We start from the raw sequence: 16,904 nt of genomic DNA, 5'->3' as shown, positions 1-16,904 counted from the left end.
TCTCATGACGGACGGCGCCTCCATCGGCCTGAGATTCTCGGCTCTGCGCTTCGCTTCGGTCGAGAATGACGCCGGTTGTTAAGCCGGCATCTGCGGCGTCAGCACCTTGCCCTGCGGGAAGTCGAAAATCTTGCCGGTCTCGCTCCACTCCGGCGAAGCGATCTCGACGAGGTGCGGCGCCAGATCCTCGGGCGTCTTCAACGTCATCGGGTCTTCGCCCGGCATCGCTTGGGCGCGCATGCGGGTCCGCAACGGACCGGGATTGACCAGCATGACCCGCAGATTGGTCGAGCGGGTCTCGTCGGCATAGCTGCGCGCCATCGCCTCGAGCGCAGCCTTGGAAACGGCATAGGGCGCCCAATAGGCCAAGCCCTTATGCGCCGCGCCGGAGGACAGGAAGATCGCCCGGCCGGATTCTGAGGCTTTCAGCGCCGGCTCGACCGATTTCAGCAACCGCCAGTTGGCGCTGACATTGATGTCGAAGACCTCGGCCCATTCCTTGGCGCTCACATGCGTCAGCGGCGCCAGCGGTCCGAGGACGCCGGCATTGGCGAGCAGGATGTCGAGCCGGCCCCAGCGCTCGAGCAGGGCAGGGCCCAGCTTCTCGATCGCGGCGGCATCGGCGAGGTCGGCCGGGACCAGGGTCGCGCTGCCGCCGATTGCCCTGATCTCGTCGTCGAGCTCTTCCAGTCCGCCGGTGGTTCGCGCCAGCGCGATCACATGGGCACCTGCCTCGGCAAAGGCGAACGCTGCGGCGCGGCCGATCCCGCGCGACGCGCCGGTGACGAGCGCGATGCGCCCTTCCAGAGGCTTGGTCATCGAAATCCCGTCGAAAGGCTCAGCCGGCGGCCAGAAGCGACATCTGCTGCTTGGCGCTCTCGCCGACGACATCGGTCAGCGAGGTCGGATAGTCGCCGGTGAAGCAATGGTCGGTGAACTGCGGCCGGGTCGGATCGCGCTGTTCATGCCCCATCGCCTTGTAGAGGCCGTCGACAGAGATGAAGGCGAGCGAATCGGCGCCGACGAACTGGCGCATCTCCTCGAGCGTATGGGTCGCGGCGAGCAGCTTCTGCTGGTCGGGCGTATCGATGCCGTAATAGTCGGGATGGGTGATCGGCGGCGAGGAGATGCGGAAATGCACCTCGCGGGCGCCGGCCTCGCGCATCATCTTGACGATCTTCAGCGAGGTCGTGCCGCGCACGATCGAATCGTCGACCAGCACGATACGCTTGCCCTCGACCACGCTGCGATTGGCCGAGTGCTTCAGGCGCACGCCGAGCTCGCGCACCTTCTGCGTCGGCTCGATGAAGGTGCGGCCGACATAGTGGTTGCGGATGATGCCGAGCTCGAACGGGATGCCGCTCGCCTGGGCATAGCCGAGCGCCGCCGGCACGCCGGAATCGGGGACCGGCACGATCACGTCGGCGTCGGCCGGGGCTTCGGCGGCGAGCTGCGCGCCCATCGCCTTGCGGCGCTCATAGATGCTGCGGCCCTTCACGATCGAATCCGGCCGGGCGAAATAGATGTACTCGAAGATGCAGGGCCGTTCCGGCACCGGCGGGAAGGGCTTGTGGCTCTCGATACCCTGCTCGGAGATGACGATAACCTCGCCATTCTCGATCTCGCGGACGAACTTGGCGCCGATGATGTCGAGCGCGCAGGTCTCGGAGGTCAGGATCGGGCAGCCATTGAGGTCGCCGAGCACCAGCGGGCGGATGCCGAGCGGGTCGCGCGCGCCGACCAGCTTCTTGTTGGTGATGCCGACGAACGCATAGGCGCCTTCGATCTGCCGCAGCGCGTCGATGAAGCGCTCGATGAATTTCGGCTTGCGGCTGCGTGCGACGAGATGGAGCAGCACCTCGGTGTCCGAGGTCGACTGATAGATCGCGCCGTCACGGACGAGATTGCGCCGCAGCGTCAGCCCGTTGGTCAGGTTGCCGTTATGCGCTACCGCGAAGCCACCGCCATGCAATTCGGAGAACAGCGGCTGGACGTTGCGCAGGATGGTCTCACCGGTGGTCGAATAGCGGACATGGCCGATCGCCTGCTTGCCCTTCAGCTTCTCGATCACGCTCGCATCGGAGAAGGCGTCGCCGACCAGGCCGAGCTGGCGCTCGGTGTGAAAGCGCTTGCCATCGAAGGAGACGATGCCGGTCGCCTCCTGGCCGCGGTGCTGGAGTGCGTGCAGGCCGAGCGCGGTCAGCGCCGCGGCGTCCTCATGGCCGAAGATGCCGAAGACGCCGCACTCCTCACGCAAACGGTCGGCGTTCGGATCGAACACGGCGTCGGCATCGTGGATCAGGCTCATCGCAAGGCTCCATCGCGGCTTCAATACGGCTTCCGTTCGGCGGGCCGCCGAACGGAGAGAATCTGCCAACTACTTGTTAGAGCGGGGCGTCATCGCAAGAACGGGTGCCGTTTTTGTGATGAGGCCAGGCTCTGGTTCCAATCAGGGCCGGCGTTGCGCCGGGGCGGGCGTCGTGCCGGTGGCGGCCGGGGCAGTCGTATCGATCACGCGCTGCAGCGCCTGCCGGTCGGTGGCGGGCGCCTGGGTGCGGCGCTGCGGATCGGCAGGAGCGGTGCCGCCGGCCGGCGGATTGGTGCCCGGCGTGCGCGGCTCCTCGGCCGGTGCGTCGGTCGATTCAGGCGTCTTCGGCTGCAGCAGCTTCTTCACGAATTCCGAATCGATATCCTGAGGCAGCATGGTCAGCAGGCTGCGGCCGGTTTCTTCCAGAAGCGGCTTGGAGCGCGAATCGCGTGCCCAGGCCGGCTGCATCTTTTCCGGCACCAGCGCGGTGAAGAAGAGATAGCCGACGACGGCCAGCAGCAGGCCGCGGGCGGCGCCGAAGACGAAGCCCAGGGTGCGGTCGAGCGCACCGATGCGCGAATCGAGCACGAAGTCCGAAATCCGCGCCGTGATCAGCGAGACGACGATCAGCGTCCCCAGGAACAGGGCCGCGATCACCGCGACGAGCGCCACAGTCTTGTTCGGGATGTGCTGCTGCACCAGCGGCAGCAGCTGTGGATGGAATATCCAGGCGACGACGGCGGCGGCGGCCCAGGAGGCGATCGCCAGCACTTCGCGCGTCAGGCCGCGCACGGCTGCCAGCAAAGCCGAGATCAACACCACGCCGATGACGACGAGATCGAGAATTGTCACAGGCATGTCAGGGCCGCTTCGCTGCAAAATCGGGGCCGGCACGCGTCAAATGGGTGGGCCGGACGGATTTTGCTATACCTGCTCGCGTGCCGCGCGTCACCCATCCAGTCGGTTCATTTTGCACTGCGGGAACCGGATTCGATCAAGTTATCCAAGCTGATCGGAGAATCCGCCTCTCCGCTCTGACATCGAGTCCGCTTCATCGGTCTGCTTGCTGAGCGCGCTGACTGGAACGAGCCCGGGGAGCGCTTGCTGCGATTTCGGCAACGAGCTCGCCGACATGGCTGAGACGGCGCAATCTCAGGCCGTTGCCGTCGCCGATATCGGCTCCCGCCGCGGGCAGGACGGCACTCTCGAAACCCAGCTTGGCGGCCTCGCGCAGTCTCGCAGCTGCGACCGAGACCGGCCGGATCGCGCCCGACAGGGCGATTTCGCCGAAATGGACCGCGCCTGACGGCAGGATCGCTCCGGTCAGCGAGGAAACCAGCGCGGCGGCGACGGCAAGGTCGGCCGCCGGCTCGCCGACGCGCAGGCCGCCGGCGACGTTGAGATAGACGTCGTGCTGCCCGAGCTTTAAGCCCCCATGCGTCTCCAGCACGGCCAGCACCATGGCCAGGCGGCTGTTTTCCCAGCCGACCACGGCGCGACGCGGCGTGCCGAGCGCACTCGGCGCCACCAGCGCTTGGATCTCGACCAGCACCGGCCGCGTGCCCTCGATGCTGGCGAGCACGGCGGCGCCCGGCGCATCCCGGTCGCGCCCGGCGAGGAAGAGGGCGGAGGGGTTGCCGACTTCGGAGAGGCCGGCGCCGGTCATCTCGAAGACGCCGATCTCGTCGGTGGCGCCGAAGCGGTTCTTCTGGCCGCGCAGGATGCGGAAGGAATGGGTGCCTTCGCCTTCGAAGGACAGCACCGCGTCGACCATGTGTTCGACGACACGCGGGCCGGCGATCTGGCCATCCTTGGTGACGTGACCGACCAGGATCAGGCAGGCGCCGGAGGTCTTGGCGTAGCGGATCAGCGCCTGGGCCGAGCCGCGCACCTGAGTCACCGTGCCGGGCGCGCTCTCGACCTCGGACGACCACATGGTCTGGATCGAATCGATCACCACGAGGGCAGGGCGCTCGCCTTGCCCGAGGGTGGCGATAATGTCTTCGATGTTCGTCTCGGCGGCGAGGTCGACCGGCGCTTCTGCGAGCCCCATGCGCTGGGCCCGCAGGCGAACCTGGCTGGTCGATTCCTCACCCGAGACATAGACCACGCGCCGGCCGGTCATCGCCATGGCGGCGCAGGCCTGCATCAGCAGGGTCGACTTGCCGATGCCGGGATCGCCGCCGATCAGCAGGACCGAACCCGGCACGAAGCCGCCGCCGGTGACGCGGTCGAGCTCGCCGATCCCTGAGACGATGCGTGGTGCGTCCTGCGTCTCGCCCTTCAGGCTCTCCAGCGCGAAGATGCGGCCGCGGGCTCGACCGCCGGAGGGCACTCGGCCCCCACCGGGGACCGGCGCGGCCTGAGCCTCTTCGGCGAGCGACGACCAGGTGCCGCAGGAATCGCACTTGCCCTGCCAGCGGTGGTAGACCGCGCCGCAGGCCTGGCAGACGTAAGTCGGGCCGCGCTTGGCCATCGCTACATTGTCATTCCGGGGCGCGGCAAAGCCGCGAACCCGGAACCCATGACGGGGTGCGGCCTTTGCCTGGCGCTGCAGGAAGCGTTCACCCGGTCGTGGCTTCCGGGTTCCTCGCTGGCGCGAAGCCCCGGAACGACGATGGAGGTGGCAGCCATCGCGTCAAAGCCCGACATAGCGCCGCGCGTGGCGGCGGCCGAGGCTGGTCAGGATTTCGTAGCCGATCGTCTTGGCCCCGGCGCCGACTGCCTCCAGGTCGAGCTCGCCCCCGATCAGCGTAACGGCTGAGCCGCGTTTGGCCGCCTCGGCCGGCGCGTCCGAGACGTCGACGATGATCAAATCCATCGAGACCGTGCCGACGAAGGGGCAGCGCACCCCGCCGACCAGCGCCGAGCCGCCCTGCGAACGATCGGTCCAGCTGGCATTGCGCGGGTAGCCGTCGGCATAGCCCAGGCAGATGGTGGCGAGCTTGCGCCGACCCTTCGCCGTCCAGGTGCCGTTATAGCCGACCTGCGTGCCGGTCTCGACCTCGCGCAGCTGGATGATCTGCGCCTCGAGCCCGACTACCGGCCGCATCGGATTCGGCTTTCCGGGTGTCGGATTGCCGCCATAGAGCGCATAGCCCGGCCGGGTGATTTGGTAGGAGGGGCAACCCGGCAGGAAATGGCCGGAGGAGTTCAGCAGCGAGGCGGGCACGCCGGGAAAGGCCGCGGCGACTTCGGCGAAGGCCGATACCTGCCTGGCGTTGGCCGGGTCGTCGATCACTTCCGAGGCGGCAAAGTGGCTCATCACCAACCCGATGCCGGCGGCGGCGACCACCCCGCTTTTTTCGCGTGCCAGGTCGAGCCCTTCGCCGGGCCACAGCCCGAGCCGGTTCATGGCGGTGTCGACATGCAGAGCCGCCGGCCTGACCTTGGCGCCGCTCTGCCGGAAGCCGGCCCATTCTAGCAGTTCCTCGTGCGAGCCAAGCACCGGCGAAAGGTCGTGCTCAGCGTAAGTCCCGCCGGTTTCCGGCGCGAGGCCGTTGAGCACATAGATCGCCGCCTCAGGTGCGACGGTACGGGCGCGCACCGCCTCGGACAGATGCGCAACGAAGAAGGTCCTGCAGCCGGCCTGGGCAAGGGCCGTGACGGCCGGCTCGATGCCGATGCCATAGGCGTTGGCCTTGACCACGGCGGCGGCTTCCGTGCCGGCGCGCTGCTTCAGCATACGCCAATTGGCGACGAACGCGCCGAGATCGATCGTCAGGATGGCGCCGTGGCCGGCATTCTCGGGCGTGTCGAAGGCGTTCATTCGAGGCGTTCCGGTAGATGGCTCTGATCGGCCCTGTCGGAGAAGCGCGTCACGTCGGCGTCGAACTGCAGCGCGACGGTTCCGGTCGGGCCATGGCGCTGCTTGCCTATGATGAGCTCGGCGAGACCATGGGCCGCCTCCATCTCCATCACCCACTTGTTGTGCTCGTCGGTGCCCGGCCGGGGCTCCTTGCCCTTGAGATAATACTCTTCGCGATAGACGAACATCACCACGTCGGCGTCCTGCTCGATCGAGCCGGATTCACGCAGATCCGAGAGCTGGGGGCGCTTGTCGTCGCGGTTCTCGACCTGGCGCGAGAGCTGCGAGAGCGCGACGATCGGGACGTTGAGCTCCTTGGCCAGCGCCTTCAGGCTGGTGGTGATTTCGGTCAGCTCCTGCACGCGGTTCTGGCCGGCCTTCGAAGAGCCGGAGAGCAGCTGCAGATAGTCGATGAACAGGATGTCGAGCCCCTTCTGGCGCTGCAGGCGGCGGGCGCGGGCGACAAGCTGGGCGATCGAGATGCCGCCGGTCTGGTCGATATAGAGCGGCAGTTTCTCGATCTGGGCGGCAACGTCGGTCAGCCGGGCGAAATCGCCCTCGGTGATGCGGCCCTGCCTGATCTTGTAGGAGGAGATGCCCGACTGTTCGGCGACGATACGTGTGGCGAGCTGGTCGGCCGACATTTCGAGCGAGAAGAAGCCGACGATGGCGCCGTCGACCGACTTGATCGTGCCGTCCTCCTGGCGCTCGCCGCGCCAGGCCTTGGCCATGTTGAAGGCGATATTGGTCGCGAGCGAGGTCTTGCCCATGGCCGGGCGGCCGGCGAGCACGATCAGGTCGGAGCGCTGCAGGCCGCCCATCCGCGCGTCGAGATCGCGCAGCCCCGACGAGATGCCGGAGAGGCCGCCGGCGCGCTGGAAGGCGCTCGCCGCCATGTCGATGGCGAGCCGCAGCGCCCCGTCGAATTTCTGGAAACCGCCCTCGTAGCGGCCCTTCTCGGCGAGCGCGTAGAGCTTGCGCTCGGCATCCTCGATCTGCTCGCGCGGCGCCATGTCGACCGGCGCGTCATAGGCGACGTTCACCAGTTCTTCGCCGACGCCGATCAACTGGCGACGGACGGCGAGGTCGTAGATGGTCCGGCCATAGTCGGCAGCGTTGATGACGGTCGTCGCCTCGGCCGCGAGCCGGGCGAGATATTGCGGCGCAGTGATGCCGCCGAGATCGATCTCGCCGACGAAGGTCTTGAGCGTGATCGGCGTCGCGATCTTCCCCGCCCGGATCATGCTGCTCATCAGCTCGAAGATCCGCCGGTGCAGCTCCTCGAAGAAGTGCTCGGGCTGCAGGAAGTCCGAGACCCGGTAGAAGGCGTCGTTGTTGACCAGGATGGCGCCCAGCAGCGCCTGCTCCGCCTCGATATTGTGAGGCTGGACGCGGAAGTTGGCCTCGTGACTGGTCTCGAGGCGGGCGACGAGGGCGGTGGCAGTGGCCATAGCCTGCAGGCAATCTCGCTGGGATGAGTCGGAACTGGTTCACTCTAGCATTTGCCGGCGCTTGGCGAGTGTCAGGAACGCAATCCACCCCAGTTCACAGGCGATACGAAAAGGGCGCCGTGTTGCCACGGCGCCCATTGACTCGTGCAAGCCTCTGAAAGGGCTCAGCGGTCGTCGCCGGCCTCGGCCAGCGCCGCGCCGACTTCGAGGCCGAGATCGTCGAGATCGAACTCCTCGCGGGCGGTGACGTTCTCGCCGGCCGCCTGGCGCTGGGCCTCTTCAGCCGAGCGGGCGATGTTGACGGTCACGGTGACCGAGACTTCCGGGTGCAGCACGACCGGAACGGTGTGCAGGCCGAGCGTCTTGATCGGGGTGTTGAGCGTGACCTGGTTGCGGTCGACGGTAAAGCCCTCGGCGCCCAGCGCCTCGGCGATGTCGCGGGTCGAGACCGAGCCGTAGAGCACGCCGGACTCGCCCGACTGGCGCAGGATCACGACCGACTGCCCGTCCAGGTTCTCAGCGACCGAGTCGGCCTCGCGCTTCAGCTCGAGGTTGCGGGTCTCGAGCTGGGCGCGCTGGGTCTCGAAGCGCTTCTTGTTCTCTTCGGTGGCGCGCAGGGCCTTGCCGCGGGCGAGCAGGAAATTGCGGGCATAGCCGTCGCGCACGCGGACGGTCTCGCCCATCTGGCCGAGCTTGGCGACGCGTTCGAGCAGGATCACTTCCATGGGTCTTCTCCTTTGAGTTCGTGAGAGGCGTTTGGGTTCAGGCAGCAGGCGACGCCGGCGGCTTGCGCCGGCGAAGGTCGATCAGCGCGTCGGCGATGCCGAGCAGCGCGAGGAATGGGAAGACGGTGATCAGCATGACCACGAGCGCGAGATAGATCGCGAGCAAGGTCGGCGTCCGCCAGGATTTGCCCCGGCTGAGGTCGTGGACGGCGGCGAGCCCGGCGAGGCCGAAGGCGGCGATCAGCGCGCCTGCCAGCGCGGCGCCGGCCAGGCCGATGAAGCCGCCGGCGAAGCTGAGCAGGATCCCGCCGACGAGCCCGGCCACGGCCTGCGCCGGCAGGCGGGTCGCGGAGATGAGAGGCCAGGGGCGCGGCAGCCGGCCGGAGACCCGCACCGCCTTCGCCGCCAGCCAGAGATTGGCGACGATCATCGGCACGAAGGAGGCGCCGGCCGCGGCGGGCACAAGGGCCGCGAGCCGGGCCGCGATTTCGCCGGCGTCGACGCCGGCCGGCAGCCGCACGACCGGGCCGATGCCCTCGCCGCCGCTGAGCACGAGCCGCAGGCCGTGCGTCATGACACGCTGGTAGGTCTCGAAATCGGTGGAGATGGCGAGCGCGCCGCCCACCGTCACCAGCGTCGCGACGGCGGCGATCCAGACCAGCAGGCGTCCGAGCGGATACCATTCGCTGTTGTTCTGGTCGTCATTGCGGGCCAGCAAGGCGAGATAGGCGATCCACCAGGCCGGCAGGGCCGCGCCGATGGCGAAGGCGAGCCCGAGCGAGAGCTTGAGCACGAGGGTGACCGCGAGCGTGCCGGAAGCGACGGCGACCAGTCCGGCGCGGTGATTCCAGCCGAGCGCTGCGATGAAGACGGGGAGCGGGGCGACATAGGACAACAGCAGCGCCAGCGGCGATCCGGTGATCACCACTGTGAACAGAAGGGCTGAAACCAGCCCGGCGCCGATGCCGACGATGGGGAGCATATCCGTCCTGCTGTCCCGCTGCTCGAAAAGGGCAGGGTGAGAGGCTGATCGCCTCAACATACCAGACGGGTTTTCACCGCCTGGCGACTAAAGTCTACGTGGGATCGAAAGCCCGGCGGCGCTGGGCGCCGCCGGGGAAATCTTCACCCGCTCAGCGGATGACGTAGGGCAGCAGGCCGAGGAAGCGGGCGCGCTTGATCGCCTGGGCGAGCTCGCGCTGCTTCTTGGCCGAGACGGCCGTGATGCGCGACGGCACGATCTTGCCGCGCTCGGAGATGTAGCGCGAGAGCAGGCGCACATCCTTGTAGTCGATCTTCGGCGCGCCCTCGCCCGAGAACGGGCAGGACTTGCGGCGGCGGAAGAAGGGGCGGCGGGCGCCGGCGGATGCAGTCGACATGCTCAGGCCTCCCCAGCGGTAGCTTCGGTCGTCGCTTCGTCTTCACGACGCGGACGCTCGCGGCGCGGGCCGCGGTCGAAACGGTCACCGCCGCCCGGGCCACGGTCGAAACGATCGCTACGCTCGTCGCGGTCGCGCTTCTGCAGCATGACCGACTGACCTTCCTCGAGTTCCTCGACGCGGATGGTCATGAAGCGCAGCACGTCTTCGTTGATGCGCATCTGGCGCTCCATCTCGGCGACGGCCGCCGCGGGAGCGTTGATGTTCAGCAGCGAGTAGTGCGCCTTGCGGTTCTTCTTGATGCGATAGCCCAGCGACTTCACGCCCCAGTACTCGACCTTGGGGACGGAACCGCCATTCGCCTCGACGATGCCCTTGAACTGCTCGACAAGGGCCTCGACCTGCTGCGCGCTGACATCTTGCCGCGCGAGCAGAACGTGCTCGTACAATGCCATGATTGGCCTTTCTTCGTTCACCGGTTTCGTTCGACGCGGAGCCCTCCGAGCCCTGGATAAAGGCCCGACAGGATTTCTTCGAAGGCGGAGACACGGGACGGCGGCCCCTTGATGCGGAGCCTACGAAACGCTTCCTTGCGGGAATGGCTTCGCCGTCCGTTCAGCCTCCGGCCGAACAAACCGAGGCGGTCGTTACCGCGAGGCAGTCCATCATGCAAGCGGAAAACATCGCAAAAAGCTGATGCAAGTCGACTTTCGTCGCGTAAACGCCTTGACTTGGCCAGCTGCACGGTGCGACTGCGCCCCGACTTGTTAACCAAGAGCAGGATGCGAAAAAGCGGGAACTGGTTTTTCGCATCCTGCTCTCACCTTTAAGTCAGAGACGGATCTAGTTTTCAGTGGAAACGCGTGGCGCTTCGACCGAAAACATCCGGCTCCGGCATCGTTTTCAGGACCATTGCGACATGGCGACGGCTTTCATCTTTCCAGGGCAGGGTTCGCAGGCGGTCGGCATGGGCAAGGCGCTCGCCGAAGCCTTTCCGGTGGCGCGCGCCGTCTTCGACGAGGTCGATGCCGCGCTTTCGCAGAAGCTCTCCGCCTTGATGTGGGAAGGGCCGGGCGAGGAATTGACCCTGACCGCCAATGCCCAGCCGGCGCTGATGGCGGTGAGCCTGGCCGCGATCCGCGTGCTCGAGGCCGAAGCGGGGCTGTCGCTTAAGAACGACGCCGCCTTCGTCGCCGGCCATTCGCTCGGCGAGTATTCGGCGCTGGCTGCGGCCGGCACCGTCTCGATCAGTGATGCCGCCCGCTTGCTGCGCATCCGCGGCGACGCCATGCAGAAGGCGGTGCCGGCCGGCGAGGGCGCCATGGCGGCGCTGCTCGGCGTCGAGCTCGACCAGGCCCGCGCGATTGCGGCCGATGCTGCGCAGAGCCAGGTCTGCCAGGTGGCCAATGACAATGGCGGCGGCCAGGTCGTGCTCTCAGGTGCCAAGGCCGCGGTCGAGCGGGCGATTGCGCTCGCTGGCGAACGCGGCGTGCGCCGCGCCATGCTGCTGCCGGTTTCCGCGCCCTTCCATTGCGCCCTGATGCAGCCGGCGGCCGAAGCGATGCAGGCAGCGCTCGCCGAGGTCGCGATGCAGGCTCCGGCCGTGCCGGTCATGGCCAATGTCGGCGCCGCGCCTCTGAGCGATCCGGCCGCGATCCGGGCTTCGCTGGTGGCGCAGGTCACCGGCACCGTGCGCTGGCGCGAATGCGTCGAGGCGATGGCGGAAGCCGGCGTCACTCAATTCTATGAGGTCGGCTCGGGCAAGGTGCTCGCCGGTCTGGTCAAGCGTATCGCGGCAGGATCCGCTGCGGCGTCGATCGGAACCCCCGACGACATCGCGGCTTACAAGGCCCAGAAGGGCTGACCGGCTACAAGCCGGGATAGGGGAGGCACAATGCTCGATCTGACGGGTAAGAAGGCGCTTGTCACCGGCGCCACCGGCGGCCTTGGCGGCGCCATCGCGCGCAAGCTCCATGCCCAGGGCGCGACCGTGGCCTTGTCCGGCACACGTGTCGAAGCGCTGGAGGCGCTGGCGAAGGAACTCGGCGAGCGGGCCGAGGTCACGCCCTGCGATCTGTCGGATCGCGATTCGGTCGAGGCGCTGGTGCCGGCTGCCGAGGCCAAGCTTGGCGGGCTCGACATCCTCGTCAACAATGCCGGCGTCACCCGCGACAATCTCTTCATGCGTCTCAAGGACGAGGACTGGGATCTCGTTCTCGCCGTCAACCTGACCGCCGCCTTCCGGCTCTCGCGCGCGGCGGTGAAGAGCATGATGCGCCGGCGCTATGGCCGCATCGTTTCGATCGGCTCGGTAGTCGGCACCAGCGGCAATCCGGGGCAGGGCAACTATGCGGCATCCAAGGCCGGCCTGATCGGCATGTCGAAGTCGCTTGCCGCCGAGGTTGCGAGCCGCAACATCACTGTCAATGTCGTCGCTCCCGGCTTCATCGAGTCGCCGATGACCGACGCGCTGAACGACAAGCAGCGCGAGAGCATCCTCACCGACGTGCCGATGGGCCGGCTCGGGCGGGGAGCGGACGTTGCGGCGGCCGTGGCCTATCTCGCCAGCGAGGAAGCTGGTTACGTCACCGGGCAGACCCTTCACGTCAACGGCGGAATGGCAATGATCTGAACCGTTTATGTCGGTCTTTCAATGCACTTAAAGGTTTGATCTGCGCTCTCGCCAGCCTATTGCGAGTGTGTTAAGGACCCTGCCGGCCAAGCGCCGACCGGTGTTTCGGAGCTCGAACCGATCAGGTTGACGCAACCTGATGGGCAGATTCGGCTCTGGGCTCTTGTTGGGGGATGCGTGATCCGATCAGATGGCGTGGCAATCTGTTCGGCACGTGCTCTTGGGACTTGACGCCGGCCCGGTTGTTGCGTTTGTGCAGCCATGAACACCCGGCGTGGTCCGCCGCCAGGCGAAGGATCCGGGCCGGGAAATCAGTTTCACCCACGCGTCGCTGTCAGCGGTGTGTTTTTGAGGTTTGAGGGAAAGACCCATGAGCGATGTCGCCGAGCGCGTGAAGAAGATCGTGATCGAGCACCTCGGCGTTGAGCCGGAGAAGGTTGTCGAGGGCGCCAATTTCATCGAGGACCTCGGTGCCGACAGCCTCGACACCGTCGAGTTGGTCATGGCTTTCGAGGAAGAGTTCGGCGTCGAGATCCCGGACGACGCGGCCGAGACGATCGTGACCGTCGGCGACGCGGTCAAGTTCCTGTCGAAGTCGGCCTGACAAGGCCTTGGCCCCGGCGCGCGCCGGAGCCGGATGATTTCAGCTGGAAACGCCTTGCGTTTCCAGCTGAAATCTGAATCCGTCTCTCAACTGTAGTTGGAGCAGGATTCATGCGAAAAGCCGGTTTCCACTTTTTCGCATCCTGCTCCAGCGCGCCGGAGCTGAATTGAGGAAGACCGATGCGGCGTGTCGTCGTCACCGGACTGGGCATGGTGACTCCGCTCGGATGCGGGGTCGAGCCGAGCTGGTCACGCATTCTGGCTGGCGAAAGCGGTGCCGGCCCGATCACCACTTTCGATGTCTCCGACCTGCCGGCCCAGATCGCCTGCAGTATACCGCGCGGCGATGGCTCGAACGGCACCTTCAATCCCGACGATTGGATGGAGCCGAAGGAGCAGCGCAAGGTCGATGATTTCATCGTTTTCGCCATGGCTGCGGCGACGCAGGCCCTGCGTGACTCCGGCTGGAAGCCCGAAAGCTATGAGGATCAGATCGCGACCGGCGTCGCCATCGGTTCCGGCATCGGCGGGCTTGGCGGCATCTATGAAGCCTCGCTGCTGCTGAAGGAGCGCGGCCCGCGCCGTCTCTCTCCTTTCTTCATCCCCGGCCGTCTCAGCAATCTCGCCGCAGGCTATGTCTCGATCGAGCACGGGCTGAAGGGCCCGAACCACGCCGTCGTCACCGCCTGCTCGACCGGCGCCCACGCTATCGGCGACGCTGCCCGCATGGTCGCGCTCGGCGATGCCGAGGTCATGCTGGCGGGCGGCGCCGAATCGGCGATCAACCGCATCGGCATCGCCGGATTCTGCGCCTGCCGCGCGCTTTCGACCGGTTTCAACGAGACGCCCGAGAAGGCCTCGCGCCCCTATGACAAGGATCGCGACGGCTTCGTCATGGGCGAGGGCGCCGGCGTCGTCGTGCTCGAGGAACTCGAGCACGCCAGGGCCCGTGGCGCGCGCATCTATGCCGAGGTCGTCGGCTACGGCATGTCGGGCGACGCCTATCACATCACCTCGCCGTCCGAGGATGGCGACGGCGCCTATCGCTGCATGCAGGCGGCGTTGAAGCGCGCGGGTCTGCGCGCCTCGGAGGTCGACTACATTAACGCACACGGCACCTCGACGCAGGTCGGCGACGAGATCGAATTGCGTGCCGTCGAGCGCCTGCTCGCCAATGCGCCGAACCGGCCCGCCATGTCCTCGACCAAATCGGCGACCGGTCATCTGCTCGGCGCCGCCGGCGCGATCGAAGCGATCTTCTCGGTGCTGGCGATCCGCGACCAGATCGTGCCGCCGACGATCAATCTCGACAACCCGTCCGTCGAGACCGAGCTCGATCTCGTGCCGCACAAGGCCAAGAAGCGGAAGGTCGACATTGCCCTGTCGAACTCGTTCGGTTTCGGCGGCACCAATGCCTCGCTGGTGATGCGCCGCCTCGTCGACTGAGGACAAGCGCGCTTTCGCCACAATTTTCGCTAGCCTGTCGCCGCCGTCGTGCAAGAATGCCGCGGCCCGGCCGACAGGCTGGTGTCGACACCGGCGCTGCCGGTCGTGATGTCAGGGAATCAGGCGAAACATCATGAGCCAGCCGCCTCGCGTTGCGCCGAGGAGCCCCAACGAAGCGCTGAAGCCCGTTGCACCGCCGGCCCCGCCGCCGAAGGCACGCAAGCGCCGTCGCTCGCCCTTCGTCGGCCTGCTCAGCGGGCTCTTCACCACTGTTCTCGTACTCGCCGGCGCCGTTGGCGGCGGCATCGCCTATCTCGACAGCCGCAGCAAGGCTCCCGGCCCGCTCGCAGCCGATCGCGTCCTGATCATCCCGAAGGAGAACGGGGTCACTGAGATCGCCGATCTGTTGCAGCGTGAGGGCCTGATCGAGCATCCCTGGGCCTTCAAGGTCGCGGCCTACACCTCGGGCAAGGCTGCCAGCCTCAAGGCTGGTGAATACCTCTTCAAGGCGCGCGCCAGCCAGAAGGACATTCTCGACGTCATCGCCGAGGGCAAGGCGGTCGAGCACTCGATCACCATCCCCGAGGGGCTGACGAGCGAGCAGATCATCGCTCGCCTGCAGCAGAACGACCTGCTCGCCGGCGACATCAACCAGGTGCCGCGCGAGGGGCAGATACTCCCGGATACCTACAAGTTCCAGCGCGGTTCGACACGCCAGGCCATGGTCGACCGGATGACGCGCGACCAGCGCCGCATCCTCAACGAGGTCTGGGCCAAGCGCCCGGCCGACCTGCCGATCAAGACGCCGCAGGAACTCGTGATCCTCGCCTCGATCGTCGAGAAGGAAACCGGACGCGCCGATGAGCGCCCGCGCGTCGCCGGCGTCTTCATCAACCGGCTGAACCGCAAGATGAAGCTGCAATCCGACCCGACGATCGTCTATGGGCTCGTCGGCGGCAAGGGCACGCTCGGCCGTGGCATCACGCGCCCCGAAATCACCCAGGCGACGCCCTACAACACCTATGTGATCGACGGCTTGCCGCCGGGGCCGATCGCCAATCCGGGCCGCGCGGCGCTGGAGGCGGTGGTCAACCATTCGCGGACCAAGGATCTCTACTTCGTCGCCGATGGCAGCGGCGGCCATGCCTTCGCCGAGACGCTTGAGCAGCACAATCGCAACGTCGCGCGCTGGCGCCAGGTCGAGTCGGCGAGACGCGACTCCGGACGGCCAGCCGCCGACGCCGGCGTCGACCGCGCCGAGCCGCCTCCGGGGCCGGATCAGCGCACCGAGGCGCCGGCCGCCGGCCGCCCCGACAGCCAGGCGGCGACGGCGCCCGACCAATCCGAGCCCGAGACCTACCCGGTTCCCGGCAATCGTCGTGCGGCGGCCGGCCAGCCTGTGCAGGCGGGCGCGGCCGGGACGCGGGCGCGCGCCTTCGACGCCTCCGAAGGCACGACGCGTGATCCGCTGCTGAACAAGACCTTCGACCTCAACAGCCCCAAGCAGGTCCCGCAGCTGAAGCCCTGAGCGACCTTTCCACATCTCGCGCTTGTAGAGCAGGCCGGGCCTGAATAGGGTCCGCGCGCATCGCGCATTCCGCTCGGCGTTCCGATCGAGCGATCAGAATTCGCGTCAGTATCTACGTTGCGAGAAGGAAGACGGCGGCCTATGGCGATCGAGAGCATGACGGGGTTCGCGCGCGCGGCCGGCACGACCGGGGCGCACGCCTTTGCTTGGGAAGTCCGTAGCGTCAACGGTCGTGGCCTCGATGTCCGCGTTCGCGTCCCCACCGGTTTCGACAGCTTCTCTGAGGCGGCCCGCAAGCAGTTCTCCACTGCCTTCACCCGCGGCACCCTGCATGTCAGCCTCGCCATCACCAGCGAAGCCTCGGCTCCGCGTCCGCGCATCAACCAGGAGGCGCTCGCCGTCCTGATCGAGGCTGCGAGCCAGGTGAAGCTGCCTGCAGGCATCGCGCCTGCGACGCTGGACGGCCTGCTGGCGATCCGCGGTGTCGTCGAGGTCTCCGAGGAGAGCGGGGATGCGCTGTCCCAGCTCGAGAAGCCCGTGCTTGCGGCGCTGGCGGAGACGATCGCGGCGCTGAAACAGGCGCGGCTGGCCGAGGGGCGGGCGCTCGAAGCCATCATCTCGGGCCATCTCGACACCATTGCCCGCCTGACCCTGGCCGCGGAAGCCCATCCAGGTCGCAGCGTCGAGGCCATCCGCGCCCGCCTCGCGGGACAGATCGCCTCACTGCTCGACGCCAGCAATGCGCTGGAGCCCCAGCGTTTGCATCAGGAGGCGGCGCTGCTGGCGGTGAAGGCCGATATCCGCGAGGAGATCGACCGGCTCCATGCCCATGTCGCGGCCTTGCGTGAGCTGCTCGCCCAGGGCGGGCCGATCGGCCGCAAGCTCGATTTCCTGGCACAGGAATTCGGTCGTGAAGCCTCGACGCTCTGCGCCAAGGCCGGCGATCCCGGATTGTCCCGGATCGGATTGGAGCTGCGCACGGTCGTCGACCAGTTGCGCGAACAGGTTCAGAACGTGGAGTGAC

The 16,904-nt window shown here is 67.2% G+C and carries 16 protein-coding genes; 6 read left to right on the top strand and 10 right to left on the bottom strand.

Translation table 11 applies throughout. From position 1 onward, the window contains the following. Positions 1-78: 78 nt before the first annotated feature. The 10 genes from V7S63_RS02400 to rpsF form a co-directional block, all read right to left on the bottom strand. Positions 79-819, bottom strand: coding sequence for an SDR family NAD(P)-dependent oxidoreductase (locus tag V7S63_RS02400; RefSeq protein WP_336529087.1), 741 nt, complete (start codon positions 817-819; stop codon positions 79-81). Between the two features lie 19 nt (positions 820-838). After that, complete coding sequence (gene purF / locus V7S63_RS02395) at positions 839-2,308, bottom strand: amidophosphoribosyltransferase (protein WP_091829399.1); 1,470 nt, start codon at positions 2,306-2,308, stop codon at positions 839-841. A 141-nt stretch (positions 2,309-2,449) separates the two neighbouring features. Continuing rightward, positions 2,450-3,166, bottom strand: a complete 717-nt coding sequence (locus V7S63_RS02390) for a CvpA family protein (RefSeq protein ID WP_091829397.1) — start codon at positions 3,164-3,166, stop codon at positions 2,450-2,452. 193 nt (positions 3,167-3,359) lie between these two features. After that, positions 3,360-4,784 (bottom strand): DNA repair protein RadA, encoded by a 1,425-nt coding sequence (gene radA / locus V7S63_RS02385; RefSeq protein WP_336529086.1) that lies wholly within the window; start codon positions 4,782-4,784, stop codon positions 3,360-3,362. A 162-nt stretch (positions 4,785-4,946) separates the two neighbouring features. Next, entirely contained in the window at positions 4,947-6,077 is a 1,131-nt protein-coding gene (gene alr / locus V7S63_RS02380) for an alanine racemase (RefSeq protein WP_336529085.1), read from the bottom strand. Further along, the gene (locus V7S63_RS02375) at positions 6,074-7,567 is read right to left on the bottom strand and encodes a replicative DNA helicase (RefSeq protein ID WP_091829391.1); all 1,494 of its coding nucleotides are present in this window, start codon (positions 7,565-7,567) and stop codon (positions 6,074-6,076) included. The genes alr and V7S63_RS02375 overlap by 4 nt, the downstream gene beginning before the upstream one ends. A 164-nt stretch (positions 7,568-7,731) precedes the next feature. Beyond that, on the bottom strand, positions 7,732-8,292 hold the full coding sequence (gene rplI / locus V7S63_RS02370) for a 50S ribosomal protein L9 (protein WP_091829389.1): 561 nt from the start codon (positions 8,290-8,292) through the stop codon (positions 7,732-7,734). 37 nt (positions 8,293-8,329) lie between these two features. Continuing rightward, positions 8,330-9,274, bottom strand: coding sequence for a DUF2232 domain-containing protein (locus V7S63_RS02365; protein ID WP_167561494.1), 945 nt, complete (start codon positions 9,272-9,274; stop codon positions 8,330-8,332). A 151-nt stretch (positions 9,275-9,425) separates the two neighbouring features. After that, positions 9,426-9,671: a 30S ribosomal protein S18 gene (gene rpsR / locus V7S63_RS02360; RefSeq protein ID WP_038367644.1), complete on the bottom strand. Its 246-nt coding sequence runs from the start codon at positions 9,669-9,671 to the stop codon at positions 9,426-9,428. Positions 9,672-9,673: 2 nt separating this feature from the next. Then, positions 9,674-10,126, bottom strand: a complete 453-nt coding sequence (rpsF, locus tag V7S63_RS02355) for a 30S ribosomal protein S6 (RefSeq protein ID WP_091829385.1) — start codon at positions 10,124-10,126, stop codon at positions 9,674-9,676. A gap of 464 nt (positions 10,127-10,590) precedes the next feature. Between rpsF and fabD the strand changes: the two genes are divergently transcribed. The 6 genes from fabD to V7S63_RS02325 all read left to right on the top strand — a co-directional run bounded on the left by fabD (position 10,591) and on the right by V7S63_RS02325 (position 16,903). Further along, positions 10,591-11,535, top strand: coding sequence for an ACP S-malonyltransferase (gene fabD / locus V7S63_RS02350; RefSeq protein WP_336529084.1), 945 nt, complete (start codon positions 10,591-10,593; stop codon positions 11,533-11,535). A 30-nt stretch (positions 11,536-11,565) separates the two neighbouring features. Next, positions 11,566-12,303 carry a 3-oxoacyl-[acyl-carrier-protein] reductase gene (gene fabG / locus V7S63_RS02345; protein ID WP_091829381.1) on the top strand — a complete coding sequence of 246 codons (738 nt, stop codon included), beginning with the start codon at positions 11,566-11,568 and terminating at the stop codon, positions 12,301-12,303. A gap of 370 nt (positions 12,304-12,673) precedes the next feature. Further along, positions 12,674-12,907: an acyl carrier protein gene (locus tag V7S63_RS02340; RefSeq protein ID WP_043236751.1), complete on the top strand. Its 234-nt coding sequence runs from the start codon at positions 12,674-12,676 to the stop codon at positions 12,905-12,907. A gap of 179 nt (positions 12,908-13,086) precedes the next feature. Continuing rightward, positions 13,087-14,352, top strand: a complete 1,266-nt coding sequence (gene fabF / locus V7S63_RS02335; RefSeq protein WP_091829379.1) for a beta-ketoacyl-ACP synthase II — start codon at positions 13,087-13,089, stop codon at positions 14,350-14,352. Between the two features lie 133 nt (positions 14,353-14,485). Next, positions 14,486-15,880, top strand: a complete 1,395-nt coding sequence (gene mltG / locus V7S63_RS02330) for an endolytic transglycosylase MltG (protein WP_091829377.1) — start codon at positions 14,486-14,488, stop codon at positions 15,878-15,880. A 141-nt stretch (positions 15,881-16,021) separates the two neighbouring features. Beyond that, the gene (locus V7S63_RS02325) at positions 16,022-16,903 is read left to right on the top strand and encodes a YicC/YloC family endoribonuclease (RefSeq protein ID WP_336529083.1); all 882 of its coding nucleotides are present in this window, start codon (positions 16,022-16,024) and stop codon (positions 16,901-16,903) included. Position 16,904 lies beyond the last annotated feature (1 nt).

This window comes from Allobosea sp. CCNWLY174 (genome assembly GCF_037120455.1).
Lineage (GTDB): Bacteria > Pseudomonadota > Alphaproteobacteria > Rhizobiales > Beijerinckiaceae > Allobosea > Allobosea lupini.
Note: the sequence above shows the minus strand (reverse complement) of the source record. Positions and strands in the feature narration are given on the sequence as shown.